At 63.4% G+C, this 20378-nt stretch carries 19 protein-coding genes; 6 read left to right on the top strand and 13 right to left on the bottom strand.

Annotated features, from left to right (window positions below):
* Positions 1–43 precede the first annotated feature (43 nt).
* Complete coding sequence (ccmB, locus tag FLM52_01965) at positions 44–766, bottom strand: heme exporter protein CcmB (protein ID NVN54570.1); 723 nt, start codon at positions 764–766, stop codon at positions 44–46.
* Entirely contained in the window at positions 763–1530 is a 768-nt protein-coding gene (gene ccmA, locus FLM52_01960; protein ID NVN54569.1) for a cytochrome c biogenesis heme-transporting ATPase CcmA, read from the bottom strand. Before ccmA ends, ccmB begins: the two co-directional genes overlap by 4 nt.
* A 473-nt stretch (positions 1531–2003) precedes the next feature.
* Between ccmA and FLM52_01955 the strand changes: the two genes are divergently transcribed.
* Complete coding sequence (locus tag FLM52_01955) at positions 2004–2480, top strand: peptidase (GenBank protein NVN54568.1); 477 nt, start codon at positions 2004–2006, stop codon at positions 2478–2480.
* A gap of 26 nt (positions 2481–2506) precedes the next feature.
* Entirely contained in the window at positions 2507–3133 is a 627-nt protein-coding gene (locus tag FLM52_01950) for a DUF1949 domain-containing protein (GenBank protein NVN54567.1), read from the top strand.
* Positions 3134–3243: 110 nt separating this feature from the next.
* On the opposite strand, the gene FLM52_01945 is transcribed toward FLM52_01950, so the two are convergent.
* Both FLM52_01945 and FLM52_01940 read right to left on the bottom strand, forming a co-directional pair.
* On the bottom strand, positions 3244–3873 hold the full coding sequence (locus FLM52_01945) for an FMN-dependent NADH-azoreductase (protein ID NVN54566.1): 630 nt from the start codon (positions 3871–3873) through the stop codon (positions 3244–3246).
* Between the two features lie 153 nt (positions 3874–4026).
* Entirely contained in the window at positions 4027–5106 is a 1080-nt protein-coding gene (locus FLM52_01940; GenBank protein NVN54565.1) for a hypothetical protein, read from the bottom strand.
* A gap of 371 nt (positions 5107–5477) precedes the next feature.
* On the opposite strand from FLM52_01940, the gene FLM52_01935 reads away from it, so the two are divergent.
* Entirely contained in the window at positions 5478–6389 is a 912-nt protein-coding gene (locus FLM52_01935) for a LysR family transcriptional regulator (GenBank protein ID NVN54564.1), read from the top strand.
* A gap of 239 nt (positions 6390–6628) precedes the next feature.
* Here the strand turns inward: FLM52_01935 and FLM52_01930 are convergent, their stop codons facing one another.
* From FLM52_01930 to FLM52_01915, 4 genes are all read right to left on the bottom strand, one after another.
* Positions 6629–6835: a cold-shock protein gene (locus FLM52_01930; GenBank protein NVN54563.1), complete on the bottom strand. Its 207-nt coding sequence runs from the start codon at positions 6833–6835 to the stop codon at positions 6629–6631.
* Between the two features lie 214 nt (positions 6836–7049).
* Positions 7050–7499, bottom strand: a complete 450-nt coding sequence (locus FLM52_01925; GenBank protein ID NVN54562.1) for a lipocalin-like domain-containing protein — start codon at positions 7497–7499, stop codon at positions 7050–7052.
* A 24-nt stretch (positions 7500–7523) separates the two neighbouring features.
* Positions 7524–9185: a HAMP domain-containing protein gene (locus FLM52_01920; GenBank protein NVN54561.1), complete on the bottom strand. Its 1662-nt coding sequence runs from the start codon at positions 9183–9185 to the stop codon at positions 7524–7526.
* Between the two features lie 3 nt (positions 9186–9188).
* Positions 9189–9899: a response regulator gene (locus FLM52_01915; protein ID NVN54560.1), complete on the bottom strand. Its 711-nt coding sequence runs from the start codon at positions 9897–9899 to the stop codon at positions 9189–9191.
* A gap of 600 nt (positions 9900–10499) precedes the next feature.
* Between FLM52_01915 and FLM52_01910 the strand changes: the two genes are divergently transcribed.
* The 3 genes from FLM52_01910 (at position 10500) to gnd (ending at position 16083) form a co-directional block, all read left to right on the top strand.
* Entirely contained in the window at positions 10500–13400 is a 2901-nt protein-coding gene (locus FLM52_01910) for a ribonucleoside-diphosphate reductase subunit alpha (protein NVN54559.1), read from the top strand.
* A gap of 278 nt (positions 13401–13678) precedes the next feature.
* On the top strand, positions 13679–14932 hold the full coding sequence (locus FLM52_01905; protein NVN54558.1) for a ribonucleotide-diphosphate reductase subunit beta: 1254 nt from the start codon (positions 13679–13681) through the stop codon (positions 14930–14932).
* A gap of 167 nt (positions 14933–15099) precedes the next feature.
* On the top strand, positions 15100–16083 hold the full coding sequence (gene gnd / locus FLM52_01900; protein NVN54557.1) for a decarboxylating 6-phosphogluconate dehydrogenase: 984 nt from the start codon (positions 15100–15102) through the stop codon (positions 16081–16083).
* A gap of 158 nt (positions 16084–16241) precedes the next feature.
* Here the strand turns inward: gnd and FLM52_01895 are convergent, their stop codons facing one another.
* From FLM52_01895 to FLM52_01875, 5 genes are all read right to left on the bottom strand, one after another.
* The gene (locus FLM52_01895) at positions 16242–16778 is read right to left on the bottom strand and encodes a TIGR02281 family clan AA aspartic protease (protein ID NVN54556.1); all 537 of its coding nucleotides are present in this window, start codon (positions 16776–16778) and stop codon (positions 16242–16244) included.
* The gene (locus FLM52_01890) at positions 16775–17272 is read right to left on the bottom strand and encodes a hypothetical protein (protein NVN54555.1); all 498 of its coding nucleotides are present in this window, start codon (positions 17270–17272) and stop codon (positions 16775–16777) included. Before FLM52_01890 ends, FLM52_01895 begins: the two co-directional genes overlap by 4 nt.
* 26 nt (positions 17273–17298) lie before the next feature.
* Complete coding sequence (locus FLM52_01885; protein ID NVN54554.1) at positions 17299–17964, bottom strand: ankyrin repeat domain-containing protein; 666 nt, start codon at positions 17962–17964, stop codon at positions 17299–17301.
* Between the two features lie 341 nt (positions 17965–18305).
* Positions 18306–19670 (bottom strand): HAMP domain-containing histidine kinase, encoded by a 1365-nt coding sequence (locus FLM52_01880; protein ID NVN54553.1) that lies wholly within the window; start codon positions 19668–19670, stop codon positions 18306–18308.
* Positions 19667–20365, bottom strand: coding sequence for a response regulator transcription factor (locus tag FLM52_01875; protein NVN54552.1), 699 nt, complete (start codon positions 20363–20365; stop codon positions 19667–19669). The genes FLM52_01880 and FLM52_01875 overlap by 4 nt, the downstream gene beginning before the upstream one ends.
* Positions 20366–20378 lie beyond the last annotated feature (13 nt).

Raw genomic sequence — 20378 nt, 5'->3', positions numbered from 1 at the left:
TGCTCGAGCATGCTCGGGCAGCGTCATGCAGTTCTTGATTGGGCTAGCCACTGATGCTCAGCCTGAGTCCGGCGGCGATGGCGAGCGGCGCCAGCAACAGGGCCAGCGCCAGCATCGCGCCCAGAATGGCCAGATGGGCCAGGCTGGGCATGCCGTTGACGGCGCTCTGTACGGCACCGGCGCCGAAGATCAGCACCGGAATGTACAGCGGCAGGATGATCAGCGAGAGCAGTACTCCGCCACGCCGCAGCCCCACCGTGAGTGCCGCACCGATCGCGCCGATCAATGACAGGCTCATGCTGCCCAGCGCCAGCGAGGAGATCAACACGCCAAAGGTGCCGCTCGGCAGTCCCAGCATCACGCCCAGCAAGGGTGCCATCAGCGCCAACGGCAGGCCGGTCAGCAACCAGTGGCCTACCACCTTGGCCAGTACCAGCAACGGCAATGGCTGCGGCGTCAGCAGCAGTTGCTCGAGACTGCCGTCGTCCAGATCCTGCCGGAACAGGCCATCCAGTGACAGCAGCGTCGCCAGCAACGCCGCCACCCACAACAGGCCCGGCGCCAGCGTCGCCAGCAGCGCCTTGTCCGGGGAGATGCCCAACGGAAACAGCGTGATCACCAGGGCGAAGAACACCAGCGGATTGATCAGCTCACTGCGTCGGCGCAGCGCCTGACGCAGGTCGCGCGCGAGGGTCGCCTTGAAGGCCCCGGCCAGCGAACCGGTGGGCGGGGCCTCGGGCAATGCCGTCAGTAGCTCATGGTTCATGCCGAGGCGCCTTGTGTCGAGGCTGTGTCTTTCCCGCCCATACCCTGCTCTGAACCCTGCTCTAGCCCCTGCTCGGCCTTCACCCCTTCCTTAGCGCCCAGGCACAAGCGGCGCAAGCGCGAGGCCTGCGAGAAGCGATGATGAGTCGTCATCACCACACCGCCCCCACGCTGGGCGTGAGCCAGCAGCAATGCTTCCAGCGCCTGAACGCCGTCGCGATCGATGGCGGTGAAGGGCTCATCGAGCACCCACAGCCGGCGTGGCGTCAGATACAGCCGCGCCAGCGCGATACGTCGCTGCTGACCGGCGGAAAGCTGCTGGGCAGGCACATCCTCGAAACCGGCCAGCCCTACGGCATCCAGCGCCGCCCAGGCGATCTCGCTGCAGGCCTCTGACTTCACCTGCGGCTGACCGCCAAGCGCCTGATACCAGGCAAGGTTTTCCAAGGCGGTCAGGGTGCCCTTGATGCCGGGCTGGTGACCCAGATAGAGCAGTGAACCCAGAAAGTCGTCACGCACCCGCGAGGAAGGCTGGCCGCGCCAGAGCACCTCGCCCTCGTAGTCATGGAACTGACCGGACAGAATCTTGAGCAGGGTCGTCTTGCCACTGCCATTGGGGCCCTCGACCTGCAGGATCTCTCCCGCATGCAGCGAAAGATCCAGCCCCTCGAACAGCCAGCGCTCATCACGCTCACAGCCGAGCGCCACGACCGCCAACAGAGGCGGCGCGCTACTGACTTCATCGCTGGCAGGCTGGCTGGGCATCCCGGATTCTCGCGGCTGAGCCGTCGCGGAGTGCGACATCAAAGGCAGACCCAAGGGTCACTGCGAGCCATTCTACGAGCTGAGGTCGACACTGACCACCGTGCAGCCGATCGCCTGGTCTCGCAGCCCCACCATGACGGGCAGTCAAGCACTCGAGAAATATATCAGCGACATGTGGTGCACATTCATACGACACACTTTCGCTGGAGTGGCGCCGGCCGATCCGCTGACCTCTTGCCACTTCGCGAGAGCTTGCTATGATGCAGACACTGTATACAAAAACAGTATCCATACAGTACCTTCATCACACGCCTGCCGAGTGCAGGCACAGACTGATCGGGTCGGCTCAACGCGTTGTCAGCATGTTCGCGGAGCCTAGCAGGCGACAGATGAACTCAGCCTGACGACCCTCCACGCTGCACCGCAGGCCGACGCACCATCCGCGCCGACCGCACGGCATCAGGGGATAGCTCATGTCACGTCTTCACGCTCCGCATTACCTTCAGCGTCTTCACAACCTGCCGCTCAATGACCAGGCCTGGCAGGAAATCACCGCCAGCGACATGATGGATATCCCGCTGCTTGGCAACATCACGGCCGGCATGCCCATCGAAGCCATCGCCGACTGCGGTACGGTTGCCGTGCCGACACGCATGGTGCGCCGCAACACCTACGCCCTGCGCGTGCGCGGCCATTCGATGATCAACTGCAATATCCATGATGGCGACATCATCATCATCGAACGCAGCGAAAGCGCCGAGAATGGCGAGACTGCCGTGGTGATGATCAATCAGCAGGAAGTGACGCTGAAGAAGCTGTATATCGAAAAGACCGGCGTGCGCCTGCAACCGGCCAACGACAGCATGGCCCCCATCTATCTCAAGAATGCCGATATCGAAGTGCTGGGCATGGTGATGGGCGTGGTGCGCGGCAATGCCGTCACTCACTGAGGACGACGCTTTGGTAAGATGGTGCCATGACCTATCTGATACCGGCACTGGCGCCCGAGGCGCACCATGAACACAGCATCGAGATCGAGAAGAGCCGCTTCATCGCCTGGCTGGCCCATGCCCCGACGCCAGAAGGCATGACACGGCTGCTGGCTCAAGCGCATCTCGCCCACCCCAACGCACGCCACCACTGCACGGCGTTCATCGCCGGGGCGCCTGATGAGCAGAATGCCATCGGCTTCTCCGATGATGGCGAACCGGGCGGCACTGCTGGCAGGCCGATGTATCAGGTGCTCGAAGGCAGTGGCGTCGGCCAGGTGGCCTGTGTGGTGATCCGCTACTTCGGCGGCATCAAGCTGGGCACCGGCGGCCTGGCGCGGGCATACAGCCGCGCCGTGCTCGAGGCACTCGAGCACCTGCCCACCATAACCTTCACGCCGCGCACGCCCAGGCGCCTGAAGGTCGGCTTCGCCCATGAGGCCGATGTTCGCCACTGGTTGAATGGCTACGATGTGCCAGTGGATGCCAGCGACTATGGTGCCGATGGCGTAGTGTTGACGGCGGGCTGGCCGCAAGGTAGCGCCCAGCCGCCGCTGGAAGAACTGCATGCGCGTCTCAAGGGAGCGCTGGAAGTGCTCGACTCCCGCGACTGACCTGCACCAGCGACTGACCGGCGCCAGCGATTCCCTTTGGCTGTGCACAAACACGAACGCCATCACCGCCCGGACAAGGGGCGGCGATGGCGTTCGTGTTTTCACTTCTCTCAGCGGAACTGCAGAGCTTGCACCTGATTGGCGATGGCAGCCTTGGCCTCGGCCAGTGAGGCGGCCCTGGACTCATCGCCCATGTTGAGCCCTTCGGCATACACGAAGTGCTGATCCGTGATCCCCATCAGCCCAAGCATGGATTTCAGGTGCGGTGTCTGGGAATCCATTTCAGTGCCCACGTACATGCCGCCACGCGCCGCCAGCACCAGCGCCTGCTTGCCTTCCAGCAGGCCCACCGGCCCTTTCTCGGTATAGCGGAAGGTCTCGCCGGCACGCAGCACCCGGTCGAACCACGCCTTCATCTGCGTCGGCAGGCCCAGATTGTAGAGCGGTGCCGCGACGACCAGCAGGTCTGCCGCTCTCAGCTCGGCCAGAAAACCATCGGACAGTGCGGCGAGCTTGCGTTGCTCGGCGCTGCGCTCATCCGCCGGCGTCATCCAGGCCTGCATTTCCGCGCCATCGAGATGCGGCAGGTCACGCTCGACCAGATCATGATGCGTCAGCTGAAATGGCTGCCCGGAGGTCTCGAGCGCACTGACGAAGGATGAGGCCAGCGCACGTGAATTACCCTTGTCGGCAAACAGGGAAGCAGACACCAGCAGGACATTGAGTGAGGCTTTTGACATGTGGAGGGTCTCCATGAAAGTGAGGCGCGATCCTGTCGACGGTGTTCGACCCGATCCGCATGCACAGCATGATAAATGAACCATTGCACACGAAAAGCGACTTAAATCGCCCATATCATTCGAAAAAAGCGAACGATTAGTCAGTCATCACCCTTATTCGACTGCCGACGGATAACGGAACGCCTCGCCGCAGCCCCTCAATTCTTGCCCCGCAATCGTCAAGGTCGCCGTCAGTGGATAGGGCGCGCCCTGCATGGAATCGAAGCAGGCGCCCAGCGCGACCACCAGCTGCAATGGCTCGCCCTGCTTGCCGCCAGCCGGGAGTTGCGCCTTGAGCACACGGCTATCGTCTGCCTCGCGGGCGATCCGATAAGGCAGCTTCACCACCTGGACACCTGACGAGCGAGCGTCAGCCTCCGCTTCTGCAGTGCGCTCGGATGCCTGGGCCTCGTGCGGCGACTCGAGCAAGCCCTGCATGGCCGTCAGCGTCAGCAGGTTGTGCTGGCTGTCGAGACTGACCTGCCAGCCGGGCTCATTGCCCTGCGCCACCAACAGTGGCTTCTGCATCGTGGGATGAATCACGCGCCGATCATCCTGCACACATTCCAGGTTGCCACGGGCATTCTGCAGCATCGCCTCGGAACCCTTGAACCACACCTCCAGCCCCTCTTCACCGGGCAACGCCTTCACATCACCAGACGCCTGCTCGGCCGGCGATGCACCGGCATTGGCCTGATAGCGCTCGCCCGAGGCACTGACGACCCGCTCCAGGGTATAGGCATGCCGCCGCGACCACAGTCGCAACCAGTCATGCGATGCCTCGGCGTCGCCTTCGCTGAAGGCCATCAGCAGATCCTGCGCCGGAGTACAGCGCCACACCTGATACTCACTCGCCCGAGGCGGTGGCAGAAAGCTGGAGGGCAACGTCACGGCAGCCGCCTTGCCCAGCGACTCCGCGCTGGGGAGCGGCTTTTTCGGCACTTCATGCACCACGGGGCCCGGAGCCTGCGCAGGGGCAGGCATCTTCAGCGGCGGCCGATCGAGATCCGACTCTGACGTGACATCCTGACTCCACGGCAGGGAGGTACACCCCGCCAACAGCATGGACACCGCCAGAGGCGACAGGCGCAAGCCCGCTCGACCGGCAGCGATCATCCCTGGCGTGAGACTCGCGGCCCACCCATGGGGCAACGCATGAAAAATGGCAAAAAGGCGACAGCAATGACGTGACATGATGAACCCTCCCTGGGCATGTCGGACGACAAGAGGCAGCGCAGCACTCTCGCGATGAGACACTGCGGCATGGCTGGACTTCAAGGCGGAGACGGCGGCCTTCCTGGCGCACCCTGTCAAAGTCTATCAAGCGCAGTGAGGCTTGTGGGGATGGGTATACACTGAGGGTACAAGGCGCGCGCCCTGCCAGCCTTGCATGACACCCTATGCAAGGCTGACTCTGGCATCCTTCGTTTTCCGCCACCCCAAGTGATACGCCAATCGCCATGAATATGAGACAGTGTCATGAGCGCCCTCTGGCAGCCGCACGTCATGATGGTGACCTTCCACGACGTACCTTTTTCAACCTCTCAACATGAGCACCATTCATCATGCTTGAATTGCGCCATCTGCGTACCCTGCTGGCCCTGCGTGATGCAGGCTCGCTGGTCGAAGCCGCGGAGCGTGTCCACCTCACCCAATCTGCCCTCTCCCATCAGCTGAAGGACCTCGAGGAGCGCCTGGGCGCGCCACTGTTCATCCGCAAGACGCGCCCCGTGGAGTTTACCCGCGCCGGACAGCGCCTGTTGTCGCTGGCAGAGCAGGTACTGCCGCAATTCCGCATGGCTGAGCGCGACATTGCCCGCATGGCGGGAAGCGAACAGGGCCGGTTGCACATGGCCATCGAGTGCCATAGCTGCTTTCAGTGGCTGATGCCGACGGTGGATCGCTTCCGCGATCACTGGCCGGAAATTGAAGTCGATATCCCCTCGGGCCACAGCTTCGCCCCCCTGCAGGCATTGGGCCGCGAGCAGCTGGACCTGGTCATCACCGCCAATCCGGTGGAGATGACCGGCATCCAGTACATTCCGCTGTTCCGCTATGAGGTCATGCTGGCCGTGGCACGCCAGCATGCATTGGCCATCAAGGGCCATGTGGAGCCTCAGGACCTGTGCGATGAGACCTTGATCATCTATCCGGTCGAGCATGATCGCTTGGACGTGTTCACCCAGTTCCTCGAACCGGCCAACGTGAGCCCGCGCGAGATCCGCAGCGCCGAGATGACGGTGATGATGATGCAGCTGGTCGCCAGCGGTCGCGGCGTCACGGCGCTCCCCAACTGGGCGCTGGCCGAGTATCTGACGCGCGATTACGTGCGCGGCCTGTCGTTGGGCGACGGTGTCTGGGCGACACTCTACGCCGCCGTCAGAGAAGACCTGCTCGGCACGCCGTGGATGGACGACTTCCTGCGTACCGCTCGTGAGACATCATTCGAGGTGTTGAGTGGCGTGAAGCCTGCCTGATACCCGGATCTCAGCGCCTACGCGGAATGGATACACGAAAGCCCCACCACTCGATGCCTTGCGGCCTGCCGAGTGATGGGGCTTCTTGTCAGTACTGTTCAATGCTTGTTCGCGTCATATCACTACAGCTTGCGTCCAAGACCTTTTCTTCAGCACAAACAGAACCGCCCCAGCATGAGCTGGGGCGGTTCTTGACATCTATCATCTCAAGCGGAAAGGCATTCCGCAGAGAGTGATGATCAGTCGAGAGCCTTGACGTTGGCTGCCTGCAGGCCTTTCTGGCCCTGGGTCACGTCGAAGGAGACCTGCTGGCCGTCCTGCAGGGTCTTGAAGCCTTCAGCTTGAACTTCGGAGAAGTGAACGAACAGATCGTCACCACCATCAGCCGGAGCGATGAAACCGAAACCTTTAGCGTCGTTGAACCACTTAACTGTACCTGTAGCCATGAGAAATTCCTCTCTGATCAGCATGTTTGAAATAACGGGCATTACCCGAGGAGCGTGGGCAAAGCAAAACCATGCATCAAATCAGCGAGGCTTCTCGGGGCGCTCAAGGCGATTTGCCGAGCAGCACAGGCGACTGAGTGGTGCGTCTTGCTATCCAACAAGAGCTACATTGCACGCTAACCCATGACCACGTCAAGCCTTTTCGACAATCACCTCACACGGTCGCCAATCGATGCCACTCCAGCCATGTCAGAAATCCCCCTTCCGGCAGCTGCAGATTCGGCGCATCGGTCCCCAGCAGCAGGCGGTCTCCCTCGAGCGTGACGCGCCGCACAAGCGTCACCTCATCCCAATCGGCGATCGTGGCCAACGACAGATGATGGCAGACCTCCTCCCGCTCACTGTTCCACTGCCAGCGCCCACAGTAGGCAAAGCCCTCACGAAAGGCGGCGACCAGCTGATCATCCGTCGGCGCCATCCCCAGAGGCTGACGCTCACAGGACACCAGCTGCACGCTCATATAGCCATTGGCCATGTAATGCAGCTGGCCCTTGCACTCGCCCAGCGGCTCCAGCTCGCGTCCATCCGGCCAGGCATACCAGAAACGCTCGAGCCGCCATGCGCCGATCAAGTCAGGATGCAGTGACAAGGAAGATTGCCGCATGGCCGATTCCTCAAACGGTCGTGATCAGGTGGCGTGCTCGTCCCGGGGTGACGGCGGCTTGACCGGCGGCAAGGGCACAGGCGCCTTGCGCTCCAACTGGCTGGAGGTCAGTGGCAGCAACAGGCTGAAGCGTGCGCCCTTGAGCGACCGGCCCTTGTCCACCACCACGCTGCCACCGTGGGAATGCAGGATCTTCTGCACGATGGAGAGCCCCAGCCCGTAGCCGCCGGACGCACGCGTACGCGAATCATCCAGGCGCGCAAAGGGCTTGAAGACCTTCTTGCGATCTTCCTCATTGATGCCGGGGCCATCGTCTTCGACATCGAGCCTGACCACCTGCGGGTCACTGGTGATACGCACCAGCACACGGGAATCCGCGTGCCGGCAGGCATTGGAGACCAGATTCTGCAGCGCCCGCTGCAGATAGCGTGCCTCGGCCTCAACTTCCAGCCCCTCGCCTTCGATGCTCAGCAGCAACTCAGGATGCAGCGGCGCCAGCGTCTCGCAGACCTGCTCCGCGATCTCGCGGCAATCCACCATGCCGAGGTCCAGCTGAATACCGGCGGCATTGTTGAGGCGCGCGTAGGTCAGGATCTCGTCGATCAGCTTGTCGAGTTCCTCGATGTCGCCGTCTGCGCCCTTTATCTGACGCTGGACGAAATCATCCTCGACCATGTCCTCGATCATCTGCAGCGCGAAGCGGATACGTGCCACCGGCGTACGCAATTCATGCGAGACCGCCCGAATCATGTCCTGCTGCGCGCCCAGCAACCCTTGCACCCGCTCGGCCATGCCATTGAAGGCCATGCCGAGACGCCCGAGAAAGTCATTGGACTCGATGCGCACCCGCGTATCGAGATAGCCGCCCGCGATTCGGGTCGCGGCCTTTTCCAGACGTGTCAGGCGCGCCTCGAGTGAACGCACCACCAGATAGATGACGCCGCCCAGCAGACTGATGACCGCCAGTATCATGGCGATGATCAAGGCTGGCGGTGTCGTCTCGAAGCCGCGGATGGGCCCGACCTTGAGCATGGCGCGGTCACCCAGACGAGTATAGAGCGCCATCGCCTGACCGTGACTGGCCACGTTGAGCACCACCCGACCGGCCTCCAGGCGACTAGCCTGCTGCGCATCGAGATTCTGCGGAATGTCCGGCAGCAGCGCGAAGGACAGACCGGAGGCCTGCTGCAGTTGGGCCAGCAAGTCGCTGCGCTGCTCGGCACTCATGGGCTGCAGGGTGTCATGCAGCGACACCATCAACCCGCGCAACTGCCGCTCCGCGAGATGCAACAGACGGAATTCCAGCACTCTCTCTTCGCCCGGCACCGCCATCAGCAGCTGCCAGCCGGCATCATCATGGGGCCGCACCAGCGGCCGCCCAGCCTCAAGGCGGCGCTGCTCCCACCAGCTGAGATCAAAGACCGCCGCCGGTGCCAGCAACAACCGCCCATCCAGCAGCCGGGCGGTCCGATTGAGGAAGTCCCCGCGCTCAGCTTCCGGTGTGGCCGCGATCTGGCTCACCAGCAGGCGCATCGGCGCCGCCCCCAGACGTGTCTGGTAGGCCTCCAACCGGACCATGTTGGTCAGCTGAAAGCCGCCCAGCGCGATGCCCAGCGTGAGCACCAATGCCACCAGCAAGGCGACATAGACACGCAGGAAGATACTGTCGGAGAGAGCCCGGCGCATCGTCTAGAGGTCCTTGACGAACAGGTATCCCTTGCTGCGCACCGTCTTGATCCGCTCAGGATGATTGGGGTCATCGCCAATCTTGGGGCGGATGCGCGAGACACGCACGTCGATGGAGCGGTCCTGGCCGTCGTACTTGATGCCGCGCAGCGCAGAGAAGATCTCCTCACGCGTCAGCACGCGGCCCGCATTCGAGGACAGCAGCCACAGCAGGTCGAACTCGGCACTGGTCAGTTCGATGCGTTCGCGCGCCAACCATGCCTCACGGGTGGCGTTGTCGATCTCGAGATCATTGAACACCAGGCGCGTCTCACCGGCGGGCACCTCGGGGCCATCGGCGCGACGCAGCAAGGCCCGCATGCGTGCCAGCAGGACACGCGGCTGCACCGGCTTGGGCACGTAATCGTCGGCGCCCATCTCCAGACCCAGCACCTGATCCATGTCATCGGTACGTGCCGTCAGCATCAGGATCGGCCCGGCGAACTGAGGCCGCGCGCGACGACAGATGGACAGGCCATCCTCGCCCGGCAGCATCAGGTCCAGAATCACGATGTCGGGGCGCAGACTGATGATCAGGTCCACCGCCCGCGCGCCGTCATTCTCGACGCTCACGCGGAAGTTGTTGGCTTCGAGGTATTCGCGCGTCAGTGTCGCCAGACGCTCGTCATCCTCAACAATCAATACATGTTCTTGCGCATTGGTATCCAAGGGCATTCCATCCGCATCGTTGGGTCAACGTGGCCAGCAGCTCACAAGCAGTTACTTTCCTGTGCCACGTCGTAACCTTTTCAGGGTGATTTGTCACGAATGATACGCCAATTTAGGCGTTTACGCGCCAGCAGCGCAGGCACCATCTGCATTGACGCAGCGCAGAAAATTTAACACCTGAACGCTTGACATCCCCCAGCGGCAAGGCCGGATTTTCAACCACACCTTACCCACAAGTTATCCACTTGCACGCCCCATCAAACAACACTATCTTGTGTCCAAAATCAGCTTACACCCCATATGTAGGGTTTTGGCGACGTCGACGCCCATAGATCATGGCGACGATTGTCAAGCCCCGAAAGCATGAATCAGCGTATGGGACGGCAGTCACGCAAGGCTGCCGAATCCGTGTCTCATGAACGCTATCAGGCTCAGTCCGGGTGATGATTGCCCCGCCTGAGCCTGATCGAGTTTCTCGACGACAAGGCTGACGACGACAGAATGCCCCCGGGGCGCAGGCAGGAATTTCCAGCCTGCGCCCCGACACGAATTGCCCTCGAGCCCTAACGGGCAACGATTCACCTTCAGACGATTCAGGAAGGCGTCATGGATTCCACTTTCAGCACCGATCAGGCGGCCGTCGACGTGACCGCACCTCAGCGCCTGCGCGTCATCAAGCGCACTGGCGATGTCGCGCCCTTCGATGCCAGCAAGATCTCCGTCGCACTGTCCAAGGCGTTCATCGCCGTGGAAGGCGACCAGGTCGAGTCCAGCTCGCGTATCCGCGATCTGGTCCAGCAGCTGACCAGCCAGATCACCGATGCCTTCCAGCGTCGCATGCCTGACGGTGGCACCCTGCACATCGAAGACATCCAGGATCAGGTCGAGCTGGCATTGATGCGTTCCGGCGAGCACAAGGTGGCCCGCGCCTATGTCCTGTACCGCGATGAACACGCTCGCGCCCGCAGCGCCCAGAGCGACGGTATTGCCAAGCCGCACCCGACCATCAACGTCACGCACCTCGACGGCAGCGTGCGTCCGCTGGATCTGGGCCGTATCGAGACTCTCGTCTTCGATGCCTGCGCTGAGCTTTCCAACGTCGATGCCCAGAAGATCGTCGATGACTCCCTGAAGAATCTGTACGACGGCGTGCCGGTCGATGGCGTGTCCACCGCGCTGATGATGACCGCGCGTACGCTGGTCGAGAAGGACCCGAACTACACCTACGTCACCGCCCGCCTGCTGCAGGACAACCTGCGCCGCGAAGCCTTGAGCTTCCTCAAGGTCGCTGACGAGGCCACCTTCGGCGAGATGAAGGACCACTACCCGGTCGCCTTCAAGGCCTACATCGAAAGCGGTATCGCCTTCGAGCAGCTGGACGAGCAACTGGCCACCTTCGATCTGGAGCGTCTCGGCGCGGCCATCGATCACACGCGTGACAACCAGTTCACCTACCTCGGCCTGCAGACCCTGTATGACCGCTACTTCCTGCATCAGAACGACGTGCGCTACGAGCTGCCGCAGGTTATGTTCATGCGTGTCGCCATGGGCCTGTCCCTGAACGAGGAAGACCGCGAAGGTCGTGCCATCGAGTTCTACGAGCTGCTGTCCAGCTTCGACTACATGGCTTCCACGCCGACGCTGTTCAACGCCGGTACCCGTCGCAGCCAGCTGTCCAGCTGCTACCTGACCACCGTGCCGGACGCCCTCGACGGCATCTACGGCGCCATCCGCGACAACGCCATGCTCTCCAAGTGGGCGGGTGGTCTCGGCAATGACTGGACGCCGGTGCGTGCGCTGGGGTCCTACATCAAGGGCACCAACGGCAAGTCCCAGGGCGTCGTGCCCTTCCTGAAGGTCGTCAACGACACCGCCGTTGCCGTCAACCAGGGTGGCAAGCGCAAGGGTGCCGTCTGTGCCTATCTGGAAACCTGGCACATGGACGTCGAGGAATTCCTCGACCTGCGCAAGAACACCGGTGATGACCGTCGCCGTACCCACGACATGAACACCGCCAACTGGGTGCCGGACCTGTTCATGAAGCGTGTCTTCGATGACACCGAGTGGACCCTGTTCTCGCCGTCCGACTGCCCGGACCTCCACGACCTGTACGGCGCGGCCTTCCAGGCGCGTTACGAGCAGTACGAGGAGATGACCCGTCAGGGCCAGCTGAAGCTTTACAAGCGCGTCAAGGCGCGTGATCTGTGGCGCAAGATGCTCTCCATGCTGTTCGAGACCGGCCACCCGTGGATCACCTTCAAGGACCCGTGCAACCTGCGCAGCCCGCAGCAGCACGCCGGTGTCGTGCACTCGTCCAACCTGTGCACCGAGATCACCCTCAACACCTCCGAGGACGAGATCGCGGTCTGCAACCTGGGCTCGATCAACCTGGCGCAGCACATCGTCGACGGCAAGCTGGACGGCGACAAGCTCAAGAAGTCGGTGCGTACCGCCGTGCGCATGCTCGACAACGTCATCGACATCAACTACTACGCCGTCCCGCAGGCGCGTCGCTCCAACATGCGTCACCGCCCGGTCGGCCTCGGCATCATGGGCTTCCAGGACGCGCTCTACGCGCAGTCCATCGCCTATGCCTCCGAAGAGGCCGTGACCTTCGCCGACGAATCCATGGAACTCGTCAGCTATCACGCCATCGAAGCTTCCAGTGATCTGGCCGCCGAGCGTGGTCGTTACGAAAGCTTCGACGGCTCGCTGTGGAGCCAGGGCATCCTGCCGATCGATTCCATCGAGAAGCTCAAGACCGAGCGTGGCGCCGACTACATCGAGATGGATGAAAGCCAGACCCAGGACTGGGACTACATCCGCGAGAAGGTCCGTACCCAGGGCATGCGCAACTCCAACGTGATGGCGATCGCGCCGACCGCGACGATCTCCAACATCTGTGGCGTCTCGCAGTCCATCGAGCCGACCTACCAGAACCTGTTCGTCAAATCGAACCTGTCTGGCGAGTTCACCGTGGTCAACGCCTACATGGTCAATGACCTCAAGGCGCGCGGCCTGTGGGACGAGGTCATGATCAACGACCTCAAGTACTACGACGGCAGCGTGCAGCCGATCGAGCGCATCCCGGAAGACCTCAAGGCGCTGTACGCCAACGCCTTCGAAGTCGAGCCGAAGTGGATCGTCGAAGCCGCCTCGCGTCGTCAGAAGTGGATCGATCAGGCCCAGTCCCTGAACCTGTACATCCAGGGCGTGTCCGGCAAGAAGCTGGACGTGACCTACCGCATGGCATGGTTCCGTGGCCTCAAGACCACCTATTACCTCCGTGCTCTGGGTGCGACCGCCGTGGAGAAATCCACCGTCGATCGCAGCAAGCACAATGCCGTCGGCAATGCACCGACTCCAACACCGGCTCCCGCGCCGACACCGGCACCGGAAGCCAAGCCGGAACCACGCGGCATCGAAGACTTCCTGCAGGGCAAGAGCGGCCAGCGCGCCCCCTCCGCCAGCAACATCGATGAATTGGGCTGTGAGGCCTGTCAGTAAGCGATTGCGCCAGATCCGAGTCTGCTGACGCTGACTCACCGCCTGCCAAGACACACCTTGCAGGCAGACTGCGGCAAATCCACAAGACCGAGCCTGGCTCGGTCTTGTGCCGCCACCAACAATCACTGCCTCCTGACATTCCCTCGAAACAAGCCCGGGCCTGACTCCCCGCCGGGAGCCACGCCACTCGATGGCGCTCGCGTCGTAGAACGCACCGCCCCTGCCTTTTCGTCACGCTGACTGCCCGCGTGACCATCACCGAACACGAGGAACGCAACATGTTGAACTGGGACGATTTCCACGAAGACGACGCCCCCGCTGCCGAAAAGCCGGCGACAGCCAAACCGGCACCGCAGCCCGAAGCTCCCGCTGCTGCCCCGGCGGCTGACGCTGTCGTCGCGAGCGAGAACAGCGAAGGCTATACGGTCAGCGAAGCCGAGCGCATCGCCCGCGCCCAGCAGGCGCTGGACGATCTCGACGTGGCCAAGGGTCTGGAAGAACTGGAAATGGGTGCCCAGCGCATTCAGGTCGACGAGAAGCGCATGATCAATGCCCGCGCCGACGTCAACCAGCTGGTGCCCTTCAAGTACGACTGGGCATGGCAGAAGTACCTCGACGGCTCCGCGAACCACTGGATGCCGCAGGAAGTGAACATGAACGCGGACATCGCGCTCTGGAAGAGCCAGGACGGCCTGACCGAGGACGAGCGTCTGATCGTGATGCGCTCGCTGGGTTACTTCTCCACTGCCGACTCGCTGGTCGCCAACAATCTGGTGCTGGCCGTCTACAAGAACATCACCAACCCGGAGTGCCGCCAGTACCTGCTGCGTCAGGCCTTCGAAGAGGCGATCCACACCCACGCCTACCAGTACTGCATCGAATCACTGGGCATGGACGAAGGCGAAGTCTTCAACATGTACCGTGAAGTGGACTCCGTGGCGCGCAAGTCCGCCTGGAGCCTCAAGCACACCCAGGCGCTGGCGCGTGCCGACTTCCACACCGGTACACCGGAAGCGGACCAGGAATTCCTGCGCAACCTGATCGGCTTCTACGCCGTCACCGAAGGCATCTTCTTCTACTGCGGCTTCTCCCAGATCCTGTCCATGGGTCGTCGCAACAAGATGACCGGCGTCGCCGAGCAGTTCCAGTACATCCTGCGTGACGAGTCCATGCACCTGAACTTCGGCATCGACGTGATCAACCAGATCAAGGTCGAGAACCCGCACCTGTGGACCACCGAATTCCAGGACGAAGTCACCCAGATGATCCTGGAAGGCACCCAGCTCGAGATCGAATACGCGCGTGATACCATGCCGCGCGGCGTGCTGGGCATGAACGCGGCCATCATGGAGGAATACCTCCACTTCATCTGCAACCGTCGCCTCGCGCAGCTGGGCCTCAAGGAGCAGTTCCCGGGCGCCAAGAACCCGTTCCCGTGGATGTCCGAGATCATCGACCTGCGCAAGGAGAAGAACTTCTTCGAGACGCGCGTCACCGAATATCAGGTCGGCGGTGCCCTGAGCTGGGATTGATCGCTGATCACTCCCTCTCCCGGTGACAGGCACGCGACTGACGCCTGTCCCTGATGAGCACTGAAGCGGGCCATGTCATTGATATGGCCCGTTTTGCGTCCAGCGTCCGCACAGGGTAGGCTTCGCGCCGTCCCGACTCTCCCCGGCTTCACGTGAAAGGAACGAACATGCAACTCGGTATCATCGGACTCGGCCGCATGGGCGGCAATATCGCTCGTCGCTTGATGCGCAATGGCCACGAAGTGGTCGCCCATGATCGTGACGCGGCAATCGCCCAGTCACTGGTCGCCGACGGTGCGACGCACGTCGATAGCCTCGTGGAGCTGGTTAAGCAGCTCGAGGCCCCGCGCGCCTTCTGGGTCATGCTGCCGGCTGGCGAGATCACCGAGCAGACCATCGCCACGCTGGCCGAGCTGATGGAAGCCGGCGACACCATCATCGATGGCGGCAACACCTTCTACAAGGACGACATCCGCCGTGCCGCGGGGCTAAAACTCAAGGGACTCAACTATGTGGACGTCGGCACATCAGGCGGCGTGTGGGGCCTGGAGCGCGGTTACTGCATGATGATCGGCGCCGAGAAGGCCGTGTTCGAGCATCTCGAGCCGCTGTTCGATACCCTCGCCCCGGGCTATGGCGACCTCGAGCGCACCAAGGGCCGCAACGCCCCGGACGAGCGCGCCGAGCGCGGCTATATCCACGCAGGCCCGGTCGGTGCCGGTCACTACGTGAAGATGGTCCACAACGGCATCGAGTACGGCCTGATGCAGGCCTACGCCGAGGGCTTCGAGCTGATGCAGAGCAAGGGCTCGGAGGACCTGCCGGAAGATCAGCGCTTCGACCTCAATCTGGCCGATATCGCCGAAGTGTGGCGTCGCGGCAGCGTGGTGTCTTCCTGGCTGCTCGACCTGACCGCCCAGGCACTGGCCGGGGATGCGCGTCTGGACCACTACAGCGGTGCCGTCTCCGACAGTGGCGAAGGCCGCTGGACCGTCGATGCCGCCGTCGAACAGGGTGTCGCCGTGCCAGTGCTGGCCAATGCGCTGTTCTCACGCTTCAGCTCGCGCAAGGAGAACACCTATGCCAACCGCCTGCTGTCGGCGATGCGCTTCGGGTTCGGCGGTCATGTCGAGCCGCCCAAGAAGGACTGAGCGCCTGCTCTGACACGCCAGACGTGAAACGCCCCGCTCATGGAGATCATGAGCGGGGCGTTGTCGTTTGCGGGGCCTGCTGCCAGGGCGGTGAAGTGTCAGCCGCCCTTTCTGCCAGCTCTGCCAGTCCTGTTAGCCATCTATAGCAGCCACTGGCGTTATCGGTCATCGCCATCCACCGGCGTCAACGTCATCTGTTGACCGCGCATGTTGATATCGAACTCCCCCAGGAAACTCATTCCCAGCAGCATCACCTCATCGTGCATGCCCGGCACGATGGCCCCGCGCACCTCGCGCTGGCGGAGCCCCGCCAGGCTGACGGTATCCAGTGTGGTCAATGCGCCGTGACTGACGCCATTGGCGGTGGTGAAGCGCGCATCCCGCCCGCGTGGCAACTGCAGGCGCTCGGCCAGCGCTTCGGACACCGAGACATAGGTGGCGCCGGTATCGAGCAGGAAGGTCACCGGCTCACCATTGATCGTGCCGGGGGCCACGAAGTGCCCAGAGCGATTGCGCGACAGCGCCAGTGGCTCTCCAGATGACAGCGACTGGCCAGCCAGCGAGGCATTGGGCCGGGTGCGCTCATCAAGCTGGCCCTGAAACCACCACACCAGCATGGCGAGAATCAGCGCCCAGCACACCACCAGCATGCCGACACCATAACGGCGGGTCGCGCCGCCCCCTGAATCACTCATCCACCACCACCCCGCAACAGCAGGCGCAAACCGACGGCGCACAGTGCGAAGCCGAGAACCAACGGCACCCCGATCAACCAGCCGCGCGTCCCCGGCAGGCTGGCCTCATGTGGGGCATCGAGGCGATAGACCAGCGCCACGTTCTCCCCCACGGCGGGTGTCGGCGAGGGCACCGCCAGCGGCGAGATGATCTCGTGCCAGCCATCACGCTGATCCTGATAACGCACCACGGGCGCATACTGGATCGACTCGATATTGAAGCGCCCGCCCGGCGGCAGCCCCGCCATCGCCAGGGCCTCATCCTCGCTGAGCCTGCCGCCCTTGGGCAGATGGATCGGGCCACGCCCTTCGACGTGCAGCGTGCGGTCGTGGTTGATGACCTCGCCCATCACCTGTGCGCTGTTGCGGGAGAAGGACTGCGCCTGCTGCCAGCGATAGCCGCCGAGCAGCAGCAAGGCGATGCCGATGATGATCAATCCCCAGGTCAACGCCATGCGATGCCTCCTTGTGGTCGGTGCCATCATGCACGACGCGGTGCCGAGGTGCGGGTCTGGACGTGGTCGCTCACATCATGGGCCACGCCCTGCTCGTGTCCGCCGGCCGCTTCCAGCCTCGCGCTTAGCGCATCGAACTGACGCCAGCGCGCATGCGCCAGTGGCGTGACACCTTCGGCGTCCGCCAGATTGACGTCGGCACCGTGGGCCAGAAGCTGCTCGACGACCTGCTGATAGTCAACGCCGCCATCCCCCAGCAACACGGCCTCGATCAGCGCCGTCCAGCCGAGCGTATTCTGGTGATCGACGTCGACATCGGTCTCCTCGAGCAGCTGACGGCAGATATCGGCATGACCACGCTCACTGGCCGACATCAGTGCAGTGGAAGAGAAGCGATTGAGCACCGTCGCCGAGGCACCATGCGCCAGCAGCCGGCTCAGACAACGGCCATAGCCGAGCGCAGCGGCGGCCAGCAGGGGGGTATCGTGCAGGGCATCGGTCTGCTCGCAATCGGCGCCAGCGGCCAGCAGGGCCTCCACCGCCTCCGGCTGATTGGCCTGCACCGCGACCAGCAATGGCGAGCGCCCGCGATAATCCACGTCATTGACGCGCTCGTGCGCATCGGGAGCGGCCAATGCCTGTGCCAGGCCCTCCAGATCGCCATGCTGAGCACACATTGTCATGTCCTTCATCACCACCTCCTGACGCCCGGCAACGGATGCTGACTCTCTGACAGCCTATGCGATCCTGAGCGTGACCGTTAGCCCCACCAGCGTTCAATCGGCACCTTGAGCCTCACCGATCAGGCACGGCGTGGCGAATGACAGGCAAAAAAAAGCGCTCCCGTAGGAGCGCCAGTTCGTCATCACCGCAGGGCGCGGCAGACGAGACTCAGAAACGAAGCCCGTCCAGCTGCCAGCCGGACACCGTCAGAATACGGTGTCGCCCTGGCCGCGCCCAATCATCTCTCGGGATGGCTGCGATAGCGCCTGCCTATCAAGAAAAGACCGATGATAAAGACGGCGATGCCCTGTCATTCCGTCGGCTGCGCCCCGACCAGCGGGGAGCTAGGCAACCAGACGCGTGCCGCCAGCCCGCCCAGACTGGAGCGCTCCAGTGCCAGCTCACCCCCGTAGAGCGCCATCAGATCATCGACGATCGCCAGCCCCAGACCGGAACCGGAGCGCCCCTCATCAAGACGCGCCCCACGCCCCAGCGCGGCGGCGCCCTCTTCTTCATTCATGCCGGGGCCATCGTCCTCGATGATCAACAGCACGCCGCCATCGCGGGTCTCGCTGCTGACGCGGACCTGCTGGCGAGCCCACTGCAAGGCGTTCTCGAGCAGGTTGCCGACCATTTCCTGCAAATCCTGCGGGTCGACCCGAACGCTTGCGTCGTCCTCCAGCGCCAGACTGAGCGTGATGCCACGCCGGCTCGCCAAGCGCCCGAGCCCCTCGAAGACCGGCCCCGCCGCCTCACGCAGGCTGATGCGCCCGCTAAGATGCGCGCCACCGGCGGCACTGGCACGCGCCAGGTGGTGACGCACGGCTTCATCGATGCGCTTGAGCTCGGCGTCGATTCGCGCCCGGTCCTCACCGTCGAAGCGCTCGGACTGCGCCTTGAGCACGCTGACCGGCGTCTTGAGGGCATGCGCCAGATTGCCGGCGGCCGCACGACCGCGCTCGATCAAGCGCTGATCACGCTCGAGCACGGCATTGATGGCGCGAGTCAGCTCGGTCAGCTCCGGCGGCAGGCGGGTCTCTTCCAGCCGCTCCGCCTCGCCATCGGCGACCTTCTTGAGGCGAGCCCGCAGGCGCCGCAGTGGCGCCAGCCCCCAGCTGATCTGCGCGGCAGAGCCGCACACCAAAAGCGATGCCAAGGCCACCAGCGCGCCCGCCAGCAGCCACTCGAAGCGCGCGACCTCGGCGTCGACCTCACTACGACTGGCCGCCACCATCACGTGCAGTGGCTGGTTGCGGCCGGGCAGACGAATATCACGCTCGAGGGAGCGCAGCACCTGATGGCGCGGGCCCTTGAGGTCACGGCTGATGATGACGCCCTTGTCCATGTCTTCCAGCGGCGGCAGGCGCTGGTCCCACAGCGAGCGCGACGTCAGCACATTGCCGTTGCGATCGGAAATCTGCCAGTACCAGCCCGAATAGGCCTGGTCGAAGCGTGGGTCGCCCAGCGAGCGTGTCAGGCCGGGGCGGCCCTTCTCGCGGTCGAACTGGATGGCGGCGATCAGCACCTTGGACAGCGACAGCAGGCGCTGGTCGAAGGCGGTGGTCACGGCGTCACGGAAGCTCCAGGCCAGACCGAGTCCGGTCAGCGGCATGACGATCAAGGCAATGACCAACGAGCCGCCCAGCAAGCGGCGGCCGACGGACAGTGGCTTCATGCGTCGGGGCCATCCATCGGCGCCTGTGTCTCGGCATCCGGATCACGCAGACGATAGCCACGCCCGCGCAGCGTCTCGATGCGCTCGGCACCCAGCTTGCGACGCAGACGGCTGATCTGCACGTCGATGACGTTGGAATCGGGTTCGTGGTCGCGGTCATAGACATGCTCGACCAGTTCAGAACGGCTGACCACACCGGGCACGGCGTGCATCAGGTGCATCAGCAGGCGCGTTTCCTGGGCGGTCAGCGACACGGGGCGCCCCGCCAGACTGACGGTACCGCCGTGGGTGTCACAGGCCAGATCACCCAGCTTGAGCACGGGGTGGGCATGGCCGCGTGAGCGACGCACCAGCGCCCGCAGACGGAAGATGACCTCGGCGGTCTCGAAGGGCTTGGTGACGTAATCATCGGCGCCGGCAGAGAAGCCGGCGGCCTTGTCAGACCAGCGCTCGCGTGCGGTCAGCACCAGCACCGGCACCTCGATGCCAGCTTCCCGCCACTGGGACAGCCAGCGGGTGCCGTCGCCGTCCGGCAGGCCGAGATCCAGCACCACGGCATCGTAGCTCTCGGTCTGGATCAAAAAGTCGGCGTCTCCCCCGGTGGTGGCATGCTCGACCAGTACATCGGCTTCCCCCAGGCGCGCCATCAGCGCTTCGGCCAACGGCATGTCATCTTCAACCAGCAATATCTTCATCGATTCTCGGGCT

The sequence above is a fragment of the bacterium Scap17 genome, assembly GCA_013376735.1.
GTDB lineage: Bacteria > Pseudomonadota > Gammaproteobacteria > Pseudomonadales > Halomonadaceae > Cobetia.
The sequence above is the reverse complement of the archived record's forward strand: the minus strand, read 5'-3'. Positions and strand labels throughout refer to the sequence as shown.

What these genes read in the sequence shown, in the direction of transcription:
- FLM52_01910 (NVN54559.1), top strand. Translation starts at nt 10,500, where the DNA reads ATGGATTCCACTTTCAGCACCGATCAGGCGGCCGTCGACGTGACCGCA.
- ccmB (NVN54570.1), bottom strand. Translation starts at nt 766, where the DNA reads ATGAACCATGAGCTACTGACGGCATTGCCCGAGGCCCCGCCCACCGGT.
- FLM52_01945 (NVN54566.1), bottom strand. Translation starts at nt 3,873, where the DNA reads ATGTCAAAAGCCTCACTCAATGTCCTGCTGGTGTCTGCTTCCCTGTTT.
- FLM52_01935 (NVN54564.1), top strand. Translation starts at nt 5,478, where the DNA reads ATGCTTGAATTGCGCCATCTGCGTACCCTGCTGGCCCTGCGTGATGCA.
- FLM52_01890 (NVN54555.1), bottom strand. Translation starts at nt 17,272, where the DNA reads ATGGCGTTGACCTGGGGATTGATCATCATCGGCATCGCCTTGCTGCTG.
- FLM52_01925 (NVN54562.1), bottom strand. Translation starts at nt 7,499, where the DNA reads ATGCGGCAATCTTCCTTGTCACTGCATCCTGACTTGATCGGCGCATGG.
- FLM52_01895 (NVN54556.1), bottom strand. Translation starts at nt 16,778, where the DNA reads ATGAGTGATTCAGGGGGCGGCGCGACCCGCCGTTATGGTGTCGGCATG.
- FLM52_01905 (NVN54558.1), top strand. Translation starts at nt 13,679, where the DNA reads ATGTTGAACTGGGACGATTTCCACGAAGACGACGCCCCCGCTGCCGAA.
- ccmA (NVN54569.1), bottom strand. Translation starts at nt 1,530, where the DNA reads ATGCCCAGCCAGCCTGCCAGCGATGAAGTCAGTAGCGCGCCGCCTCTG.
- FLM52_01940 (NVN54565.1), bottom strand. Translation starts at nt 5,106, where the DNA reads ATGTCACGTCATTGCTGTCGCCTTTTTGCCATTTTTCATGCGTTGCCC.
- gnd (NVN54557.1), top strand. Translation starts at nt 15,100, where the DNA reads ATGCAACTCGGTATCATCGGACTCGGCCGCATGGGCGGCAATATCGCT.
- FLM52_01950 (NVN54567.1), top strand. Translation starts at nt 2,507, where the DNA reads ATGACCTATCTGATACCGGCACTGGCGCCCGAGGCGCACCATGAACAC.
- FLM52_01875 (NVN54552.1), bottom strand. Translation starts at nt 20,365, where the DNA reads ATGAAGATATTGCTGGTTGAAGATGACATGCCGTTGGCCGAAGCGCTG.
- FLM52_01930 (NVN54563.1), bottom strand. Translation starts at nt 6,835, where the DNA reads ATGGCTACAGGTACAGTTAAGTGGTTCAACGACGCTAAAGGTTTCGGT.
- FLM52_01885 (NVN54554.1), bottom strand. Translation starts at nt 17,964, where the DNA reads ATGAAGGACATGACAATGTGTGCTCAGCATGGCGATCTGGAGGGCCTG.
- FLM52_01915 (NVN54560.1), bottom strand. Translation starts at nt 9,899, where the DNA reads ATGCCCTTGGATACCAATGCGCAAGAACATGTATTGATTGTTGAGGAT.
- FLM52_01920 (NVN54561.1), bottom strand. Translation starts at nt 9,185, where the DNA reads ATGCGCCGGGCTCTCTCCGACAGTATCTTCCTGCGTGTCTATGTCGCC.
- FLM52_01955 (NVN54568.1), top strand. Translation starts at nt 2,004, where the DNA reads ATGTCACGTCTTCACGCTCCGCATTACCTTCAGCGTCTTCACAACCTG.
- FLM52_01880 (NVN54553.1), bottom strand. Translation starts at nt 19,670, where the DNA reads ATGAAGCCACTGTCCGTCGGCCGCCGCTTGCTGGGCGGCTCGTTGGTC.